The following is a 19689-nucleotide window of genomic DNA, read 5'->3' on the forward strand; positions in this document are numbered from 1 at the left end:
AGTGTGAGTAATCCTTTATTCACAGAGAAATCGCTGTACCACACAGGTGATATTATGGAATTAACTGAGTTAAATAATAAATTGTCAGACTTGGTGCCGATGAGCGATTTTAAATTAGATAATCGAACCAGTTTGCAATTACTCGAATATATTGAAGAGTACACGAAAATAATTCCCTTCAATCAGGGAAATAACCATTGGAATGATTTTTTCTTTATGGAAAATAATACGCCAGAGGAACTTGCCGAATTATATCAAGGGGAAATCGAAGCCAATGGGGAATTATTACCTCATCAAGCTTTTCTGTTAGCGATATTACGATTACTGGAAACCCCAATATCCTTATTGAATACCTTACCGGCGGCGCATCGCAATCTCTATTACCGGAAACTTTTGGGATTATCTCCCCGTCCGGCACAACCTGATCAAGTTGCCTTATCTGTAGAACTGAATACCACAGTAACAGAACAATCGCTCACTAAAGGCACCTTATTTGAAGCAGGACAGGATGAACAAGGCAATGCCCTGCAATATGCGCTGGATACCAGTTTGCTGGCGAACCGTGGATATATCAGTGACTTACGCTGGTTACGTAAAAAAGAACAACAGCAATGGATCACCGCGATACCGTGGGATTCTCAGGTGCAGTTATCATTGCCATCTGATGGAGTACGGTTATTCGGTGAAACTGATTTGGATAAATCGGTACTGGGTGGGGTGTTGATCACTTCCGAAAAACTGGCAATGGAAGAAGGAACAAGAAAGATAACTGTTACCTTTGATAAAGACATGAGCAGCCAAAATCTGATCGCCCAGATCAGCAGCGGTAATCAATGGCTAACCTTGTCGCCCAAGGTGAATACAAAAGAAGTTACACTAGAGCTTTCAGATAAAGAATCCGCAATCAGTGCCCCAGAGGATTTGGATAATCTGGTTTTCAGTGAGCCAGTACTCAGACTACAGGGTAAAGACAGTCAAGCATTGCCAACAGTGGAATCTCTTAAGGTACAGGGAAAAGATGTCGATAAAACCTCGTTCGAAACGTATCACCTAACCCCTTTTGGTTATTCCCTTGAAATTCAGCCATTGAAAGAAAACCCCGCTTTATATCTTGGTATTACTGACGTCGAGCCGGGACAGACCTTATCGCTGTATTGGAAATTAAAATCGCCGCAGCAACCCGAAAACGTTTTCTGGTATTACCTGAATAATAAGAATCAATGGGTTGCATTAGATGCGTGGGTTAAAGATGAAACCCAAAATCTGTATCAGGATGGCATTTGGCAAGTTGTACTGCCTGCGGATGCTTCCGCTCAGGCTACCCAAATGCCAACGGGGCGCTATTGGCTAAAAGCCATCGTGGCAATACCCACACATGAAGGTTCATGGGGAAAAACGCCTTGGTTGTACGGCCTGATCTATAACGCGATGACAGCAACATTGGCGAACACCGATGGCATCAGTGACAGCCACTTCTTAACGCCATTACCAGCAGGCACTATTCAGCGTCCGGTTGAACCCATCATTGTGGTGGCGTCGATCAACCAGCCCTGGGCATCATGGAATGGGCGTGTACCGGAATCCTACAGCGCCTTTTTTGAACGGGGAGCCCAACACCTGTCTCACCGTAACCGAGCCTTAACCTGGGGCAATATGGCGACACTGTTAACAGAGCGTTATGTCAGCATTTTTGATGTTAAGTACCCCGGCAATGATGAGCTCACGCGAGTCCCCGCACTGGAGAAACAGCAACTGACGATCATTCCGGCTAACCGATACAACGACAGCGATGATCCTTTACGTCCGGTGCTAAACCCGGCCCGCCTGCAAGAAATGGCCGAATGGTTACAGCAAAAAGGCTCTCCGTGGGCTGAGAATGAGATCAGCAATCCAAAATACGTTGATGTAAAAATCAATTATAAGGTGATTTTTAAGCCGGATGTTAACGAAGATTTTGGCTATCGCCAGCTACGACAGCAACTCAGCGAAACCTATATGCCCTGGAGCGTCAATGAGCAACGCCCCGTTATGTTGAATAACAGCATTAATTATTACCAGTTGCTGGCGGCCATTCAACAGCAGCCGCTGGTTGAACGAGTCACTTGTCTGACGCTGCGTCGGTCGAATGCCGCTACAGACAGTGACATCACTGCATCAGTGGAAGCCAAAGATAATGAAGTTCTGATTTTGGTCTGGGAAGCAGATGATAAGCTGCAATGCCGAGGAAATAACTATGAGTGATAAAGATGTACTGTTTCACAAAGTGAAAGACGATATTCACTTTGATACCTTGCTGGAGCAGGCTCATCAGGTGGTTGAGCAACAGGCAGGAAAATTGTGGAGCGACACAGCGGAACACGATCCCGGCATCACCTTTCTGGAAGGAGTCAGCTACGGTGTGTCAGATTTGTCTTACCGTCATACTCTTCCCTTAACAGACTTACTGACCCCTGCCCCCGATAAGCAGAAAAAACCAGACGGAATTTTTCCTGCTGAATTTGGCCCCCACAATACACTGACTTGTGGGCCAATCACCACCGATGATTACCGGAAAGCATTACTGGATCTGCATAGCCGTGACCGGAGAGAAGAAAAGTCAGAATCAAAACAGGATCAAGGGGATTTTCTGTTCCGCAATGTGCAGTTAGTCCGTGAACCGGAAACACAACGTTATACCTATTGGTATGATGCCACCAAAAGGGAATATAGCTTTGTCGAGAGCAAAGAAGCGAAAAAGTTTACTCTGAGGGGAAATTACTGGCTCTATTTGGAACCGACCCGTTGTACTCAGGAGAATTTGGATAATGCCACCCAACAGCTCACCGATTTTTTGATCCAAAACCGCAATATTGGTGAATCAGTCAGCCAAATTATCTGGACAAAACCGGTTGATTTTCCGCTATTACTGGATATTGAACTGGATGACGATGTGCAGGATGTCGCGGGTATTTTTGCTGCCGTCTATAGCACAGCAGAACAGTACCTGATGCCCGAAGCGCAGCGTTACGACACTGAAACACTGCAAAATGCGGGAATGCGTAATGATGAAATCTTTGAAGGGCCACACTTAGAGCATGGCTGGATACCTGAATTGCCGGCAGCCCGTGATTATACCAAGCGGCTCAAGCTCAATCTTAGCCGTTTGGTTAATAAGCTGCTTGAGATTAAGGGCGTTCAGAATGTGAATCGTCTTCAATTGGCTGACTGCTTTGACAAGACCTTGATTGCACCGATTAACGAAGATAGCTGGTCATGGTCAATTAAAGAAGGCTACTACCCTCGCCTGTGGGGTCAAGATCCAATCTATCAACTAGCGCAACATGATGGCCCGTTAAAGGTGATTGCCAAAGGTGGGATCAGTATTACGGTTGATGAAGACCAAATTCGGGACAGTTTACCTGATTCTCCCTTGATTCAGAATAAACCTGTGGTATTGGCTTACGGGCGGCATCGCAATGTGGATCGTTATTATCCCGTCAGCGACACCTTGCCCGCTTGTTATGAGTTACAGCAACCTTTATCTGAAAGTGAACATGCACAGCGCCTGTTGTCACTTCACCAATTTATGCTGCCATTTGAACAGTTGTTGGCTTGCGGCTGTCAGCAAATTGCCATGCTGCCAAAACTGTTGGCTTTTAAGCGCGAAGGCTATGAAGTCTGGGGCGATCAATGGCCATTTAAGCCAGGTTCTGTTAATGATGATGCCCATCAAGATTATGCTCCGGCATTAAAGAAATTACTAAAAGAAATTGCACTCGATAGCGATCACGAGCTGGATATCGTCAATTATCTGCTCGGATACTTTGGCACCGAGCGGGCACCACGTACCTTTACCATCGACATCAATGACTTTCGTGCTGTGCAACAGGGCTATCTGGCACAGCAACCAACATTAACTTATCACCGTGCCAATATTCGGATTGATCAGGTCTCGTCGCTACAAAAGCGCATTGCTGCCCGCATGGGATTAGGCGATGAGCTGTTTAAACCGAAGCCTGACCTGAGCAAACTGCCTTTTTATCTGGTGGAACATCGGGCATTGCTGCCAATCAAGCCCAATAGCCAGTTTGATAAAGAGCAGAAGCCAGACTTGGTAACAGAGGAGAAAGAAAGCCAGACCGAACCGCATTATCTGGTGATTAAGCAAGCCGGTATTAATGGCAAGCTGAGACAAGGGCAAGTGATTAATTTAGTCCTCTATGAAGGTGAACAAAACGAAAACCGATTTACCGTTCGTGGTCAAATGATAACCAAATCCGAGGGGGATCAATTTTGGCTGGACATAGGTAATAGCGCCCAACTGGAATACAATCTGGAACGGGTCATGACCGCTGCCAAAGCGAAAAAATTGGTCTGGCAAAATAGCGTGGTCTGGATGGAAGATATGAACTATCGTTTAGCCTACGATAGTGACCAATTCCAGAATGGGAACCCGTTGCCTGAAAACCAACGGCGCCTGACCCGCACAGCACAAACGCCCTTTCCATCCCTGATTGCGGTAGGTAATGAAATTACCTTGACCAAAAATGTAGGGATCGTCAGTGTAATACAGGATTATGCTGGTGAATCAGAAGAATTGTATGCCAAAGTCGTCAGTTTTGATCGCATCAAGGGCACCTTGATTATTGAACGTCAGGATAATTCGACATTGAAGTTCCCGGCCCCAGAAGAAGCATGGCGATACAGTTGGCATTTTTCAGGTGAGGAATATGAAAAAACCGATCGTTTCTCATTTGTGATTAGTGTCGTAGTAAACAGTGACTTAATTAAAGTTCCCGGTGTTGATCCCTATAAATTAGAAGAGTGGGTTAAAGAAACCATTCTTACCGAGTTCCCTGCCCATATTTCCATGATTATTCACTGGATGGATCGGGAAGCATTTTCAAATTTCGGCACTACTTACCAACGCTGGCAAAATAATGGTGCACCTTTGGGTGATTCTGCCTATTGGATTCTGGAAAGCCTGACATTAGGTAAATTACCTTCCTCTTTAAAAGGAATAGGGACAATGCGTGTTGCTACTGTGCACCAAAGAGAGGAAGTTGTCGGTAAAAACAACGATCAGTGGAATACCGATAAGATAATCCAGAATGAATTATTCTATGTTCCGAGAGAGAACGAATAAGAAAACAAGCATCTACCAGTCACAATTTTATATTAAAAATAGTTTATGGAATTAACCATGAAAGAGATTCGCTATTCTGAAAAAAAACAAGGTCAACAAACTTTATCTAATGAAAAAAGTGTTGGGCCTGAGACTGATAAATTAAAAGATAAATTTAAAGACGGCAGTATTCCCTTACAAACCGACTTCAATCAATTAATTGATATTGCGGATATTGGGCGCAAAGCTTGTGGTCAGGCACCAGGCCAAGATGGTCCGGGAACAGGATTAAAGCTGGATGATAACGGTACACTTAATTTAAAAATAGGTACCATCGACAACCAGGACTTTTCCCCATTAATATTAGAGAAAGATATTTTATCTGTTGATCTGGGGAGTGGCCTGATTAATAAGAGCAATGGAATATCTGTCGGTCAGGGTAATGGTATTACTGTAAATACAAATAATGTGGCTGTAAAATCAAAAAACTCAACCATTAAAGTTGAACCTACGGGAATATCGGTAGGAATGGGTTGGGGAGTGACTGTAGGCGGTGATGGCTTAGATATTGTAGGCAGTGATGGTATTACTGTTAGTGCTAAAGGGGTTGCAGTAAAACCCTATAATGGCATTATCTCTAATAGTAGTGGTGTTGCAGTAAAGCCTTATAATGGAATTAACGTCGATGGTAATGGTGTTTCAGTTAAAGCAGGCAATGGTATTACTGTTAATTCAAATGGTGTTAGTATTGATCCCAATAATGTGCTTCCCAGAGGAATGATTGTGATGTTTTCTGGTAGTAGTATTCCTACAGGATGGGCATTATGTGATGGCTCTAAGGGTACACCTAACCTTATTGACAGATTTATTATGGGGGGTACCATACAAAATACACATGGTAAATCTTCAAATATATTTTCCGGCAACAAAGATAATAAAAAATTTACCTTTATATCAGAAAGCCAAAGCGTTCGTATATCAGGACAAACAGAGGGACATGCTCTAACCGCTGATGAAAATGGTAAACACAAACATGAACAAGGTGAAATATTAAACGAAAAAGGTATGTGTCATAATGGTTATACAACAGACACGAGCCAACGTGACTGGGTTAACGGTGGATCTACCGGGGGAAAACCACCTAAATATAGACCATATACATTTGAAAGTGGTAAAGGAAAACCACATTCCCATAATATAAGTCTGACCAGCGGTCAACATAATCATAATAATAATGTCACTGTACCATATTATATCCTATCCTTTATTATGAAGCTCTAATGAAGCTCTAATGAAGCTCTAATGAAGCTCTAATGAAGCTCTAATGAAGCTCCTTTAACTTATATTACTAGTAATGGGCATTACCAATGCACATTGCTAGTTTACATAACTAATTCTATTTATGGAGTTAAGTTATCTAATGATTTCATTGATCAAAGAAACAAATAGCACTATTTACAGAGTTATCATATCCATTGAATCCGTAGATTGTTATAGTAAAAAGGTAATGAATAAATGCTCATTTTTATTTAATAAGAAGTTATCCTTAATTATAAAAGAAAATATTAAGGAATTAGAGTTAAACAGAAATAAAAAAATCCTCTTAGAAAGAATGCTTGTGGATTTAGGCAATATTGATATTAATGCATTTGAAACAGAATTTCCCATAAAATTAAAGTCTGAGTTAAGAAAAAATCTTAAAAAATATTTTCATTCTTGCGAATATAATCTGTGGGAAGAAAAAAGATCTTACCCACTATCAATGCATAAACCTGTGGATAAATATATAGATAGATCAGAAAACAATATTTCTTACCAAATATCTACTGAAACTCTATTGATAGAAAAAGTAGATCATTATTTACGCAAGGGAAACTGGTTGTTTGATGACAAGAAGCATCATATCCCGAATATTGTACGTATCGACAATCAGTTATGGCAGCAAGTTAACCACCAACCACAACAATGGTTACCTATGTTAGCCAAACACTGCTTACAACCCACAGGCCTAAGTCGCTTAATGCGAATTTGCCAGCCAGACGTTCTTGCTATGCTTTGCCAGTTATTTACTGAAATAACATCCGAATTTGTTAATTCGCAAACACAGGTAATTATAGATAAAAAGGTGACACCAGAAAAATTAAGTTTAGCGGCTGAATATTACCTACAACATCAAATGAAACATACCCATGCCACACAACAGGCACTTGGGTTACAAACTCAAAATAAGCAAACACCGAGGATAAATATTATTCAAAATGATAGTCATCTATTAAAACAGAATCACAATAAAACTGACATGCCAATGGATGCAGTACCGCCATTTGCACTCCAGCCCACGCAAATACCCCCTCAATCAGCGGCCACACAACAGCATCATGGTTTGATAAAGGAGCCCCCTGCAACTTTACAAAACAGACAACAACACAAGGAATTACCGGAATCAACTTTATCAGCGCAGATATCATCCATACAACCTGATAATGGAATTCAATCTCCATCAGCACAGTCGGTTTTACCCATCAGCAATGCCGGCTGCATGATTTTATGGCCGTTATTGCCCACATTTTTCCGCACCTTTGATTTACTGGAAAAGAATCAATTTATCAGCCTTGAAGCACAAAGAGAGGCAGTCTGTTTACTTGATTGGCTGATTTGGGAAGAAGAGGAAATACCTGCATGGCGGTTGACACTCAATAAAGTACTTTGTGGATTACCCATTTATGATAACTCGCCATGGCATACACCAGAGCCAGAACAACGAATCGTAATCAACCAATGGCTGGAAAAAATCCTCGTGCAACTTCCGGCCTGGAAAAAAATGGGAGTAAACGATGTCCGGCACTTATTCCTGCAACGTTCCGGGGAATTAAGTGAGTTAAATGGAATAACAAATATCCATATTAAACCCGAAGTTTATGATGCACTGATAAGCGAATGGCCGTGGCCAATGAATATAGCGAGCTTTAGCTGGTTGCAACAACCTATCACCATAACGTGGTTATAACCATTAAACACAGTAAATTAGTCTGAGTAAAAATTTATGAATACAGCGCCTGTTTTCCCTGATTTATTTCAGCAAAATAATAACTCTAATTTAACGTTTTTATTTAGCCAACTGGAACGCATCGATCTCGTTCTTCAATACCATTTCCACTGCATATCAGGCCAACGAGGTGATCTTGATGAGTTTCTGTTAAGCGAAGAAGATATTATCGCCAGACTGGATAATCCAATGGGTAAACCTCATTGGCTCAACGATGATTGTCTGGCAATACCACAAATCGTCACGCCCGTGGCATCCCGATTAGCTGATCTGATTGCACGTTTTGAACTGACTGATTTTGAAAGAGATGTTTTGCTGTTAGGTTTACTGCCCCATTTTGATAGCCGCTATTATCAACTATTTGCGCTGATTCAGGGAGAACAACAATTCCGATTTCCCTCTTTTACTCTGGCGTTGGAACTATTTTGTCACTCAGTGTTGGAAAAACAGGCACAACAGGCCAGTTTTCTGCTTCAATCCCCCCTGATTGGTTGCCAACTATTATCCATTGATAGGCGTCAAAAAACGTCATCCTGGATTCAGACACCTTTTATCACTGACAACAGCGTGTATCATTTTTTACTTGGGCATCACTCTATTACGCCTGATTTGGAACATTGTTCTGAATGGTTAACTCCCGTAGAAAATGGCTATTACCCAACCCAATTAAAGCAATCACTCAATAACGCATTATTATCTGACCACGATGCTATTCGCCCTATTATCTTATTAAAAGGCATTACCAGCAGTGCCAGAGCTTATGCGGTTGCCAATATCATGGCGTCCGAAGGGCGGCAAACTCTAATGGTGGATATTGCCAAATTAGCTGACAACAATGATCAAACTCTACTTTCCCAAATAAAACCTATTTTGCGGGAAACCCGCATGCGCGGTGCCTGCTTAATATTGCGAAATTTTTGTTTATTCGCCGAACAGAATAAACAGCTACTGGAACCTTTGTCAGCTTTATTGCATCAACCTGAATTAAGGGTTGTTTGTTTAATTGAACCCTTTTCCCCATTGGTCTGGCTGAAAAAGTTATCGGTATTACTGGTAGAGATGCCCGTTCTGACCTCAAAGGAAAAAGCTAATCTATTGACGGCCCAACTCCCCAATCACTGTGCAAATAATATTGATGCAATAGCCTTAAGCCAGCGTTATACCTTTAATCCCGAAACCCTGCCATTGATTTTACAAGAGGCTCAGCTTTACCAACAGCAGCGAGATCCTTTGGATATCTTGCAGCAATGCGATATCCATAAGGCACTCAATTTACGCGCCCAGCAAAATTTTGGTCAATTGGCGCAGCGGATTACCCCTACACGTTCATTAAAAGATTTATTGGTATCCGATGATATCGCTCAGCAGATACAAGAAATACTCGCGGCCATTAAGTATCGGGAACAAGTTCTGGTGGGAGGTTTTAAAGATAAGATTGGTTATGGTATGGGTATCAGTGCCCTGTTCTATGGTGATTCCGGTACGGGAAAAACCATGGCAGCAGAGGTGATTGCCAACTGTATTGGTGTTGACTTAATCAAAGTAGATTTATCCACCGTCGTGAATAAATACATTGGTGAAACCGAGAAAAATTTATCCCGTATTTTCGATTTGGCAGAACAGGATGCCGGAGTTTTATTCTTTGATGAGGCGGATGCGCTATTTGGTAAACGCAGTGAAACCAAAGATGCACAAGACAGACATGCCAATATTGAAGTCTCTTATCTACTGCAACGGCTGGAGAATTATCCGGGGTTAGTTATTTTATCCACCAATAATCGTAGCCATTTGGACAGTGCTTTTAATCGCCGTTTTACCTTTATTACTCGCTTTACTTACCCGGATGAAACTATCCGCAAGAAAATGTGGCAGGCAATCTGGCCTGAAAATATAAAAGTCGCCCAAGATGTGGATTTCGATAAATTAGCCCAACGAACAAGCGTTACAGGGGCGAATATTCGCAACATTGCTTTATTGTCTTCGCTTTTTGCCGCAGAGAATAACCATAACGAAGTCAGTAATAAAAATATTGAAACAGCATTATCACGTGAATTAGACAAAGTGGGCAGATTGACTTTTCAAAATTAATAGAAATAAAAACACCTAAAAATTACATGCACTGATGATCTAAATAGCGTTTCAAAATGATAGGAGTATTCCTTACCCCGCGCTCCGCACGGGGTAAGGGACTCCAACATCTGATACTCTCAGTATTATAAAAACCTATTTAGCTGTTATCACCATAATAAATTAAGAGGATTTTTTTATGTTAGAAATGCAAACCGTTATTAATGTCAATAAGGCAATGAAGGCGATTCTGGAAAAATATCTGGATAAAAAAGTGGCGATCCGTTTCGATCTGCCTGAGTTAGATACCGTGCAATCTGATGCGATGGTGAGTGTCTTTCTTTATGATATCTATGAGGATCTACAGCTTCGTTCAACAGAATCCAGAGTGTTTAATGCCAGTTCAGGGAGGTTATTGCCGGGTTGGGTCAATATCAAATGTAATTATCTGATTACCTATTGGGAATCGACCAAACCCGCAACCGATCCCAACAGCCCGGATAGCCAACCGGATAATCAGGCAATACAAGTCATGTCACAAGTCTTGAATGCTTTAATTAATAACCGCCAATTATCAGGTATTCCCGGCGCTTATACTCAGGTTGTACCCCCGAAAGAAAGTTTAAACAGCTTAGGGAATTTTTGGCAATCACTGGGGAATCGCCCACGACTTTCTTTAAATTACTCAGTGACAATACCGATTAGCCTCACCGATAAGCAGGATGAGTCGAAGCCGATAAGCACCATTTCTTCTACAGTGGAACAAATTGCACCACTCAGTCAGGAAAAGATTAGCCATGCTTTGCGAGAATTATTGATTACGGAACTACAGATACAGCCTGTTGCAGAATCAGAAAGTGAAGAGAATATTAGGCTGGCACTGAGCAAAGTTGAACTATTAACAATGAAAGAGGCTATGACCGCAGATAATTCAGCAGAAATTTCTATATCTCTGTCTGTATTAGGGATTACCCATCAGAAATATCTACAGGGCATCAATGCAATTTTTGATCGCTGGTTAAATGATAACAAGATTATTACCACAGTTGATGATTATGGAATCAGGATTAAGAATATAGAAAAAAACCAACTTTTTGGAATTTAATTTATTGTTATTTTCATAAATCATGGAATAGCAGATATTAGCCAACCAAGAATAATTTACCTGATTTTAACATAATGATATCATTCATAAGTCAAACTTAGCCTAATGATATTTGAATTAACCTTATTAACAATAATGTTAATTTATAAAATATCATGAACATTCCATTATTTTTTAATAAGATTTATTTAAACAGCATATTTAATAATGCAATGATTTTTATATTAAATTGTTGACAAACACCAATGTATATATATGATTATTGCATAATTAATGATTTTTACTGTGATGAGCTTCTGGTCAAATCACGTAATTAAAATAAAAATTCAATAAATTTATTAATAATTTTATAACACCAGGAATAAACCCTATTACATTCAAAAAGGAGTTCAGGTGTTTATTTCAAAAGACTTAGCAAATTTTATTGTTGTAGCCAAAAATAAATCAATAAATAAGGCAACAAAGGAGCTTTTTATCACACAGTCGCCAATTAGCCGAAGCTTAAAAAAACTGGAGTGCTCATTAGGTGTGAAACTCTTTGTCAGAAAAAACCAAGGATTAGTTCTAACGGAAGAAGGAGAACGCCTATACAATAAAGTGTTATCAATTTATGAACAACTTAAGAATATTGAAAATGATTACAAGAATCATAAGTCACCCTATTATGATATTTATAAAAACAACATAACGATTTAATAGAATTAAAATCGTTAAGATAGATAGTTAATAGTGGACTTTCAAATAGCCATGGAATCATATTTAATATACTTTATTACAGAAATAAGTTATACCAATATCACTTCAAGATGCATGTAATTTCTCCCCGCGAAGCGGGGAGAAATCAGGTTTCATATCGTGTTGTAAATTGCAGCTTGAAGTTTAATTCGTATATATAAGGAAGGAAATATAATATGCCTACATCTGAATATTTAAATAAAAAATCGAAAAAAAGAGCCTCTTCAGTACAAGCACACTCTACCAATGAATATAGACAAAATGACGAAGATATTCTTCAGCAAGTTGCTAACCAATTTATTTGGCAAGGCCATATCAAAGCCATTGAACGAGCATCCAGAAGAGGCCAGTTTGCCGTCAGTTTCCGAGCAGCGGGTGAGCCAACACTTAAAGCATTAAGTCAAGGGGCCGCTGCTAAGGGACATGATATTCTGGAAAAAACCATTAAACCTGGTTCCATTAAGAATGCTTATGGTGAAGAGAAAGCACCGCAAATAATAAAGCAAGTTAGGGATGCGGGTATTGAAGGTTATGTTGGTCACTGGGATAAGGAATCAAGAGAGCTTCTGGGGATTTATATGAGTAGTGGTCACGGCTTATCAGATGATCAGGTCAATGGGAAAATTTATCCCATAGATTTAAACAATCTCGATGCCAGCTTATCGGCCTTGAAAGCAAAAGAAAACTGGGCCGCACTACCTTTCACTGGTGACTATGATATGCATGACATGATTCTTTTCGCGGGGCGACCCCATTCTGTGCCATCAGAGTCACCAGACGAAAAAAGAATAATCAAATTTATTAATGAAGAGATCGCAAAATCTGACACAAATAGGCCGTTTAACAAGCTGGAACATAATGTTATCAGGCATGGGCCTCAAGTAAATTATCCTGCTTTTGCGTTAGATAAAGAAAAAGAAGAGACAAAAAATCGGGGAGGACTTTTTAAAGCTGTTGCTGAGCCCGGAGAATTTCCTGTTGCTATAGTCAGTAAAGGCAAATGGTCAATTGCCAAAAACATTAATGAACTAGAACAATTTTATAACAGCATTGGTGCAAAAATGAAAACCCCCTGGAAACCAGATGATGGAAACTTCGGATATTTTCCCAATGCTGAAAAACCTTGGTTGGTCAATATTAATTCTAAGCAGAAAACCAATCCAGAAAAGCCTTGGTTGGCCAATCGTAAGTAAAAAATAAATCGGTCAGACATAATAAATAGGTTTTCATAACACTGAGAGTATCAGATGTTGGAGTTCCTTACCCCGCGCGGAGCGTGGGGTAAGGAATACTCCTATCATTTTGAAACGCTATTTAAAAGGAGTTGGCATAGTCGTAGGTTTATCACAAATAGTTGCAGGAATAGGCCTAATAAAGGATTGGTCAGATTAGGATATGAAAATACCTTTGAATATTTGGGCTCTAGTAAAACAACAGGAAGCCTAGTTTATACAGGAGTAGATTTATCACTGTCTGCTCATGCATTATTATCGCGTACCTTAAAACCTGATGCATGGCGATTATTTCATCACATTAATGAAGATTATGTACATGGTTACAAACTTATGAGTGGATACGCACTAGGCTTCTAAATAACGGCCAATGGTCTCACGATAAAATCGGCCTATGACATATACAACAATCCAAACTACAACAAGTAATGATTTAATCTACCCTTTATGTTTTTTTATAAACATAAAGGATTTATATGTTAGTCTTACAGATGAAAAATATAACACTATTGGCATTGCAATAAAAAATGTAAGCGCAGTATTAATATAATTATCGATATCATGATCGAGTAACAACATGCAAATAAAAAAAGAAAGAGCAATAAGAAAAACAAAAACAATACCATGAAACTTTCTTTTTAAAATATATATTTCTTGCATGATTTCATAACCGGAGCGTTCTGAAGCAGCTTTTATCAAGCTAATATCCTTTGAAGTAAAACCATGTTCAATCATTAATGACACTATATTTTTTTCCATTTTTACTCACCTTTAATAATTTTGTCATATATGCAAGACGCTGACATGAAAATTGAATATTCTGTCAGGTTGACGATGAAAATTATAATCCCGCGCACTTATTTTTCTGTGTCTACATGCTACACGTATTATAACCATACGTGAAGAAAGCATTATATTCTGATTTGAAAAAAACCAGGATACAGACCGGCAACGGGCAAAGTAACTGCATCAAACTGATGCCGGGGCAAATTTTCAACATTGCCGCCCATCCTCATGCCCCGCTCAATACCTGCTGGCAGATTGTCGGGATCAGCCATCAGAGTCGCTGCCCGCAGGCACTGGGTGACAATGGCGGCGAGGGCACCACACTCAGCAATGACTTCAGCTTTATCGATAGCTATGCCGACTGGCGACCACCATTTCATACAAGCCCCTGGCGGATGGGATGAGAGTGCCGCCATGGTCGGGCCGGAAGGGAAAGAAATCTTCGTCAATAAAGACAGCGCGATTAAAGTCCATTTCCATTGAAACCGCTACGACAAGGCAGATGACAGCGCGTCTTGCTGGGTTCGGGTAGCTCAGGGCTGGAACGGCAATGGTTTTGGCTTTATGGCTATTCCGCGTATCGGGCAGGAAGTGATTGTTTCTTACCTTAACGGCGATATTGACCGACCGATAGTGACCGGCAGTGTCTATAACGCCGTCAACCGTCCGCCGCTAGATTTACCCGCCGCGAAGACCCTCACCACGTTTAAAACCAAAACCCACAAAGAAGGCTGTGGCTTCGATGCTGCTTATACCCAGTCTGCTGAGCCACCGCCTGTTTTGCCTCGCCACGGCTTCCCAGCATCTGCATTGTGCCATTGACACTCCCCACCACTTCCGTTGAATAGCGATCCCCCCGCTTCAGGGTAAAAATATCGGTGGAAGGATTACTTAAGGTAAACCCCAGCAACACTTTTTTGTCCTCGTCAACAGCCTTCTGGCAACGACTGACCAGACTGGTAGTCTCCTTGCCGACCACGGTAATATCAAAACGCACATAGACCGGATTATCACTCGGACCATTTAACGCATTGATCACGCAGCTCAGGAATGTGCCATTAGCAGTGCTGACATGGCGGATATTTATTTATACGAGCATAAAGCAAAGGAGTACACTATCTGAATTAATCAGAACTATGAGGAAAGAAAAATGTTACCTCCCACTGTTTATTTCAATCAAGAGTTTGCTCCCGGTGATTTAATTTATGGCTTACGTCGTGAAATAGCCAGATACGCCGATTCTTTACACCTTAAAATAAATCTGGATGCATTTGATGTTCAGGCAGCAACCGTTGATCAATATGTCGTTCCACGGGAAGTGGAACTATCAACAACAGGGAGATGTCGATTTTATAATATGACGTTACCAAAAAATATACCGTATTTTCAGAATTTTATTTCTTATTTAGCAGACCATCCTAAATATCATACTGCGCTCACATACCCGATTGAAAACAATTCCCGAATCTCAGGCAGAAAGTGTAAAGGTGCATTATCATGGGTTACCCTGGGTAATAATGCGTTGACTGAAAATATGCATATTCATTTCCTCCTCGATGGTATCAATATGAAATATGTCGTGAATAAAAAACCCTATCCGGGGAATCCGGATCTTGAAACAAACGTGACAGCCAGAGAGTTAAGGTGGATCTACAGAAACAAAGACCACCCACAGGTACAACGAAAAATATTATTCTGGTTGAACAGAGAACTGACATCCCCGCCCTGGACAGGAAACGGGGCTGTGTTATGGCGGAATTATGTACCACATCATATTCTCTGACATGTTTATTATACGTGTGATTGATCTCCATCCGCTGATATCTGCCCGAAAACGCGGTCAAATATCCCGGGCCGTCTGACTGATAGTGCGGTTTTTGCTGCGACAGGCTTCCGCCACGGTATCCAGCCAGTGCGAGTCGAGAATTTCGGCATCACGGCAGGTCAGCGGCTCATCGTGTTGCGCATAGATATTGCCCCGCATTCGTCCGTGTTCATCACGGATGCGCTTACATAAACTCAACCAGCCGGTTATTCGCAGCATCAGTAACACCCGGCTGACGGTTTCACACGACGCCTTGCCTTTATAGGGTAACGCCATCATATAGTTATTATGTGAATTATATAATTAAAGAAATTAATATTTTATATTTTTGTTTTTATAATCTTTGATTATAAAATGATAAATAAATCAAATAAAATTGAATTAATTAAATTTTAAATTTGTATATAAGCTGTTTAGTATCTTCAAAGTAGAATTATTAGAATTTACATGATAAATAAAAATAAGTTGATTGAATGGAAATGCACAATGTATTACAGGACAGTACCCAATCTGGAATTAACCAACAAGCCATTTTTTCTCCGGTGACTCGCGCAACATTTGAAGTTAAGGCGGGTCAATCAATTAGCCGATTTCTGAGAGAATCATTCCGGGCAATGAAAGGAATTGAAAGGGGTCCTGTGTATCTGGGCGTTAGTAAGGAAATTTTAAATGAATATGATGAAAATCGCCCCGACATTAGTTCAAGCATTTCTGATTCTTGGAAAGATCGTCCGGTCGATATCAATAAAATACGTTCACCCGAATTTAAAAATTTCATGAGTAAAACCCATAATTGCATCATTCTCGCGGGTCTTGATATCACTTGTGGGATCACAGCAAACAGTAGTGCATTCTTGAAAGCTCTTGATGAACATTACCCTAATATTATCATTCAAAGCCGCTTCAAACGGGAGAAATGGTTACAGTATCTCAGTATCATTCCCAAGTATTTCCCTATTGATTTTAGCGCAACAGGCGATGCAACAAGACACCCAGCATCCTATATCAATATCCTCCAGAAACATTTTCCGGAAAATGGAATAGTCAGTGTTGATTCCGGTGAGTACCGTTCATTTTTTGGTCATCATTGGATCGTCCGCAGACCTGAAACTCAAATGTGACAACCAACATACAACGCCAAATAAAGAATATAACAAACGCATAAAAGCGTTCCCACTCGTATGAAAGGTGAAAAGGCATGAAGTCAAAACTCATTATCATCAATTCGTGTGTTATACTGGTATTGGGATTATTTTCTATAGACCTTTATAATCCGGCACTACCTATAATAAAAACCGCACTCGCAGTTACTGACAATCAGGCACAAAGCCTTGTTGTTTATTATCTCGTTGGTTTCGCTATATCCCAACTTTTTTATGGGCCTCTCTCCGATAAACACGGACGCATTCCTGTCATTGTATTTTCTTTATTATTTTCCGCTATCGGTAATTATCTGACTTCTACTGCTGAATCATTTTACGCACTATCTCTATTCCGGCTTCTGACCGGTATTGGTGCTGGTGGGTGTCCGGTTATTAGCAGAGCTATACTCAGTGATACTTTCCGGGATAAGACGGAATTATCTAAATCTCTGGCTATTTTTTCGATGGCATCACAAGTTTCGCCTGCTTTTGCACCTGTTATTGGCGGGTATATTACAGAATATCTGCCGTGGAAGTTTAATTTTATCGCTCTTACCATAATGATGCTGATAGGTGCATTTTTTGTAAAAATGACGTTGCCGGAAACATCACCGATGAAATCAACAGACAATGGCCGAATAACAGGTTTTCGAATTCTGTTATCTGACATTAATTTTGTTATATACAGTGTTGTCTCCGCCGTTTTGTTTGCTATTACCATTGGTTATTTTACTGCCAGCCCTTTCGTATTCCAGACACAATTTGAATTATCTTCATCACAGAATGGATATCTATTTATGGTTTATTCTGCTGGGATCGTAATAGGTTCGTTGCTGACAAAAAAATGGTTGTCACATTCCACACCTGAAAGAATTCTGAAAGTTTCACTCCCACTATTAGTATTGTTTACAGCGATGGCACTCATTTTTATTTATTTTACTCAGGTATTGTCGATTGAATTTATCATTATTTATAGTTTTGCGGTAGGGCTAGGATGTGGATTGTCTTCTCCATTATTACTTGGGATAAGTTTGCATGGACATCCAGAATTGTCAGGAACAGGCAGTGCCTTACAAGGCGCACTAAAAATGGCCGGAGCAGCCATTGTATTATGGTTTTTCTCTAGTGGGCATACAACGACAGCAGCGGGTTTAATGTGGGGGCTTTTCATTCTTGCCTTGATTTGTTTTGTTTTTATTACGTTTACTCTGTATAGGGTATCCGAAACAAAAAACCGGCGTTTATAGAGCAACCAACATTGATAATGTTATTTTCACTGTCACACTAACGGAGAGAATATGGATCTTGGGATCGCGGGTCGCTGGGCTGTCATATGTGCAGCCAGCGAAGGTTTAGGATTTGCTTGCGCTGCAGCGCTAGCGGCAGAAGGAGTAAAATTAGTATCAAAAACAAAGGAGAAATACGGATAGTGAAGCGATCACGAACGAGAACAAACAACAAAGATTGATTTAACCGTCCGTATTTTCTTCTGAGTTTGTGCGCTCTTGAGAGGAATTATAGCCATTAAACTTAGTCGTTTAATTATTAAACAATTAGTTAAAGGAGACTCACGTCTCGCCGGAGTAAGCGCCGGTCTGCTAACCCTGTCTGATAAGCAATATAAATAAGTTAAATCAGTCAGATAGGAAAGAAAAAACAAGCAAAAAAATGTGAGGGCATTAAAAGGGGCATAAAAGGAAAGTCAGGTTATATACTTTGATTATTCAACAAATTATAATACTTTTCGATTCCGCCTCCGCACTAAGTTTCCATGCGGTTTTGTCCCAACTTGTTAAACTTCCTGACAAAAGCGCAAAAAAGAATCAATGGTTAATTAAATGTTAAAGCCTAATCAGTCCAATTTGCACTGCTATGATGTTTAGGAACATTTAAAACAAGAAAAGGGTGACTGAAAAACAGTCACCCTTTTCTTGTTTAAGGTAATGATTTCAGTAATTGATTCTGATGTCAAGTGGGGTGTAAACTTCGCGGGATGCCGATGCCAGTTCGGTATCAATTATCTTTTCGTACCATCTACTGTTGATGCAGGGCAGTTCAGTCAATTCCATCCTCCTAAATGACTCAAACCCGCCCTGCTCTTTTTAATCCGTGTTATTCCTTATCATCAGAACGATCGGTATACAGCCCCAGTAGTCTTTTCACCAACGACAGATTCCGATCCGGCGCTTTCATCAGTGTCGTTGCCAGGGTATGGCGAACCTGATCAACTCAGGATGAACGCCTCATTATCTTGACGTATGTCATATCTCTTTTTTTACTGCATCAGCCTATTTTAAGGCGGTGGGTTGAAAACCAGATCTGGAATTCGTTCGTCAATCAAACGAACTGTCTGTTAATGGTCTATTTTGAATGGTTTCACTGAGTAATTCAGGGTTCAAATCGGTCGTAAAGGCAGACCGAATACGCTCTGGACACTGACGCCGCGTAATTTTCGTAACATTTATCGTGATAAATACAAAATGCAGGCAATAGTTGGGTTCAAAATCTGGCTTGACGAAATTCAGGCTAAAGAAAAGCTCGGCCAGCATATTCGGGCAGATGGTGATGCAGCGGATGATACCGAAAGGAAAATAGTGATATTGTTTTTTTAAGTTATAATCATGTCACTTTTTTATGCCATTTTCCG

At 40.4% G+C, this 19689-nt stretch carries 14 protein-coding genes and 3 pseudogenes; 14 read left to right on the forward strand and 3 right to left on the reverse strand.

Annotation, left to right across the window (positions count from 1 at the left end; all coding sequences use genetic code 11):
* Positions 1-54: 54 nt before the first annotated feature.
* The 9 genes from WDV75_RS02810 to WDV75_RS22070 all read left to right on the forward strand — a co-directional run bounded on the left by WDV75_RS02810 (position 55) and on the right by WDV75_RS22070 (position 13649).
* The gene (locus WDV75_RS02810) at positions 55-2241 is read left to right on the forward strand and encodes a hypothetical protein (RefSeq protein WP_273557911.1); all 2187 of its coding nucleotides are present in this window, start codon (positions 55-57) and stop codon (positions 2239-2241) included.
* Complete coding sequence (locus WDV75_RS02815) at positions 2234-5125, forward strand: hypothetical protein (protein ID WP_273557912.1); 2892 nt, start codon at positions 2234-2236, stop codon at positions 5123-5125. The genes WDV75_RS02810 and WDV75_RS02815 overlap by 8 nt, the downstream gene beginning before the upstream one ends.
* A gap of 57 nt (positions 5126-5182) precedes the next feature.
* Entirely contained in the window at positions 5183-6385 is a 1203-nt protein-coding gene (locus WDV75_RS02820) for a tail fiber protein (RefSeq protein ID WP_273557913.1), read from the forward strand.
* A 139-nt stretch (positions 6386-6524) separates the two neighbouring features.
* Positions 6525-8111, forward strand: coding sequence for a contractile injection system tape measure protein (locus WDV75_RS02825; protein ID WP_273557914.1), 1587 nt, complete (start codon positions 6525-6527; stop codon positions 8109-8111).
* A 36-nt stretch (positions 8112-8147) separates the two neighbouring features.
* Positions 8148-10238 carry an ATP-binding protein gene (locus WDV75_RS02830; RefSeq protein WP_273557915.1) on the forward strand — a complete coding sequence of 697 codons (2091 nt, stop codon included), beginning with the start codon at positions 8148-8150 and terminating at the stop codon, positions 10236-10238.
* Positions 10239-10416: 178 nt separating this feature from the next.
* Positions 10417-11322, forward strand: a complete 906-nt coding sequence (locus WDV75_RS02835; protein ID WP_273557916.1) for a DUF4255 domain-containing protein — start codon at positions 10417-10419, stop codon at positions 11320-11322.
* 393 nt (positions 11323-11715) lie between these two features.
* Complete coding sequence (locus tag WDV75_RS02840) at positions 11716-12018, forward strand: LysR family transcriptional regulator (RefSeq protein ID WP_273557917.1); 303 nt, start codon at positions 11716-11718, stop codon at positions 12016-12018.
* A 215-nt stretch (positions 12019-12233) separates the two neighbouring features.
* Positions 12234-13250 carry an Insecticial toxin gene (locus WDV75_RS02845; protein ID WP_273557918.1) on the forward strand — a complete coding sequence of 339 codons (1017 nt, stop codon included), beginning with the start codon at positions 12234-12236 and terminating at the stop codon, positions 13248-13250.
* 54 nt (positions 13251-13304) lie between these two features.
* Positions 13305-13649 carry a DUF4225 domain-containing protein gene (locus WDV75_RS22070; RefSeq protein ID WP_420497497.1) on the forward strand — a complete coding sequence of 115 codons (345 nt, stop codon included), beginning with the start codon at positions 13305-13307 and terminating at the stop codon, positions 13647-13649.
* A 78-nt stretch (positions 13650-13727) separates the two neighbouring features.
* On the opposite strand, the gene WDV75_RS02850 is transcribed toward WDV75_RS22070, so the two are convergent.
* Entirely contained in the window at positions 13728-14048 is a 321-nt protein-coding gene (locus WDV75_RS02850) for a hypothetical protein (RefSeq protein ID WP_273557919.1), read from the reverse strand.
* A 182-nt stretch (positions 14049-14230) separates the two neighbouring features.
* Here WDV75_RS02850 and tssI point away from each other — a divergent pair.
* Positions 14231-14819: pseudogene (gene tssI, locus WDV75_RS02855) on the forward strand (type VI secretion system tip protein TssI/VgrG); the annotation flags it as partial.
* Positions 14820-14925: 106 nt separating this feature from the next.
* Here the strand turns inward: tssI and WDV75_RS02860 are convergent.
* Positions 14926-15162: pseudogene (locus tag WDV75_RS02860) on the reverse strand (DUF3577 domain-containing protein); the annotation flags it as partial.
* A 63-nt stretch (positions 15163-15225) separates the two neighbouring features.
* On the opposite strand from WDV75_RS02860, the gene WDV75_RS02865 reads away from it, so the two are divergent.
* Positions 15226-15858: a hypothetical protein gene (locus tag WDV75_RS02865; protein ID WP_273557920.1), complete on the forward strand. Its 633-nt coding sequence runs from the start codon at positions 15226-15228 to the stop codon at positions 15856-15858.
* A 60-nt stretch (positions 15859-15918) separates the two neighbouring features.
* On the opposite strand, the pseudogene WDV75_RS02870 reads toward WDV75_RS02865, so the two are convergent.
* Positions 15919-16179 (reverse strand): annotated as a pseudogene (locus tag WDV75_RS02870) (STY4528 family pathogenicity island replication protein); the annotation flags it as partial.
* 194 nt (positions 16180-16373) lie between these two features.
* Here WDV75_RS02870 and WDV75_RS02875 point away from each other — a divergent pair.
* From WDV75_RS02875 to WDV75_RS02885, 3 genes are all read left to right on the forward strand, one after another.
* Positions 16374-17021: a thiamine pyrophosphate-binding protein gene (locus tag WDV75_RS02875; RefSeq protein WP_273557921.1), complete on the forward strand. Its 648-nt coding sequence runs from the start codon at positions 16374-16376 to the stop codon at positions 17019-17021.
* 77 nt (positions 17022-17098) lie between these two features.
* The gene (locus tag WDV75_RS02880) at positions 17099-18289 is read left to right on the forward strand and encodes a Bcr/CflA family efflux MFS transporter (RefSeq protein ID WP_273557922.1); all 1191 of its coding nucleotides are present in this window, start codon (positions 17099-17101) and stop codon (positions 18287-18289) included.
* Positions 18290-19522: 1233 nt separating this feature from the next.
* The gene (locus WDV75_RS02885; RefSeq protein WP_273557923.1) at positions 19523-19654 is read left to right on the forward strand and encodes a hypothetical protein; all 132 of its coding nucleotides are present in this window, start codon (positions 19523-19525) and stop codon (positions 19652-19654) included.
* Positions 19655-19689 lie beyond the last annotated feature (35 nt).

Origin of the sequence: Xenorhabdus griffiniae (assembly GCF_037265215.1) — a bacterium.
Lineage (GTDB): Bacteria > Pseudomonadota > Gammaproteobacteria > Enterobacterales > Enterobacteriaceae > Xenorhabdus > Xenorhabdus griffiniae.

Coding starts and splice junctions, on each gene's coding strand:
- WDV75_RS02810 (WP_273557911.1), top strand. CDS start 55: ATGGAATTAACTGAGTTAAATAATAAATTGTCAGACTTGGTGCCGATG.
- WDV75_RS02820 (WP_273557913.1), top strand. CDS start 5,183: ATGAAAGAGATTCGCTATTCTGAAAAAAAACAAGGTCAACAAACTTTA.
- WDV75_RS02815 (WP_273557912.1), top strand. CDS start 2,234: ATGAGTGATAAAGATGTACTGTTTCACAAAGTGAAAGACGATATTCAC.
- WDV75_RS02850 (WP_273557919.1), bottom strand. CDS start 14,048: ATGGAAAAAAATATAGTGTCATTAATGATTGAACATGGTTTTACTTCA.
- WDV75_RS22070 (WP_420497497.1), top strand. CDS start 13,305: ATGTTGGAGTTCCTTACCCCGCGCGGAGCGTGGGGTAAGGAATACTCC.
- WDV75_RS02865 (WP_273557920.1), top strand. CDS start 15,226: ATGTTACCTCCCACTGTTTATTTCAATCAAGAGTTTGCTCCCGGTGAT.
- WDV75_RS02830 (WP_273557915.1), top strand. CDS start 8,148: ATGAATACAGCGCCTGTTTTCCCTGATTTATTTCAGCAAAATAATAAC.
- WDV75_RS02845 (WP_273557918.1), top strand. CDS start 12,234: ATGCCTACATCTGAATATTTAAATAAAAAATCGAAAAAAAGAGCCTCT.
- WDV75_RS02875 (WP_273557921.1), top strand. CDS start 16,374: ATGGAAATGCACAATGTATTACAGGACAGTACCCAATCTGGAATTAAC.
- WDV75_RS02885 (WP_273557923.1), top strand. CDS start 19,523: ATGCAGGCAATAGTTGGGTTCAAAATCTGGCTTGACGAAATTCAGGCT.
- WDV75_RS02880 (WP_273557922.1), top strand. CDS start 17,099: ATGAAGTCAAAACTCATTATCATCAATTCGTGTGTTATACTGGTATTG.
- WDV75_RS02825 (WP_273557914.1), top strand. CDS start 6,525: ATGATTTCATTGATCAAAGAAACAAATAGCACTATTTACAGAGTTATC.
- WDV75_RS02835 (WP_273557916.1), top strand. CDS start 10,417: ATGTTAGAAATGCAAACCGTTATTAATGTCAATAAGGCAATGAAGGCG.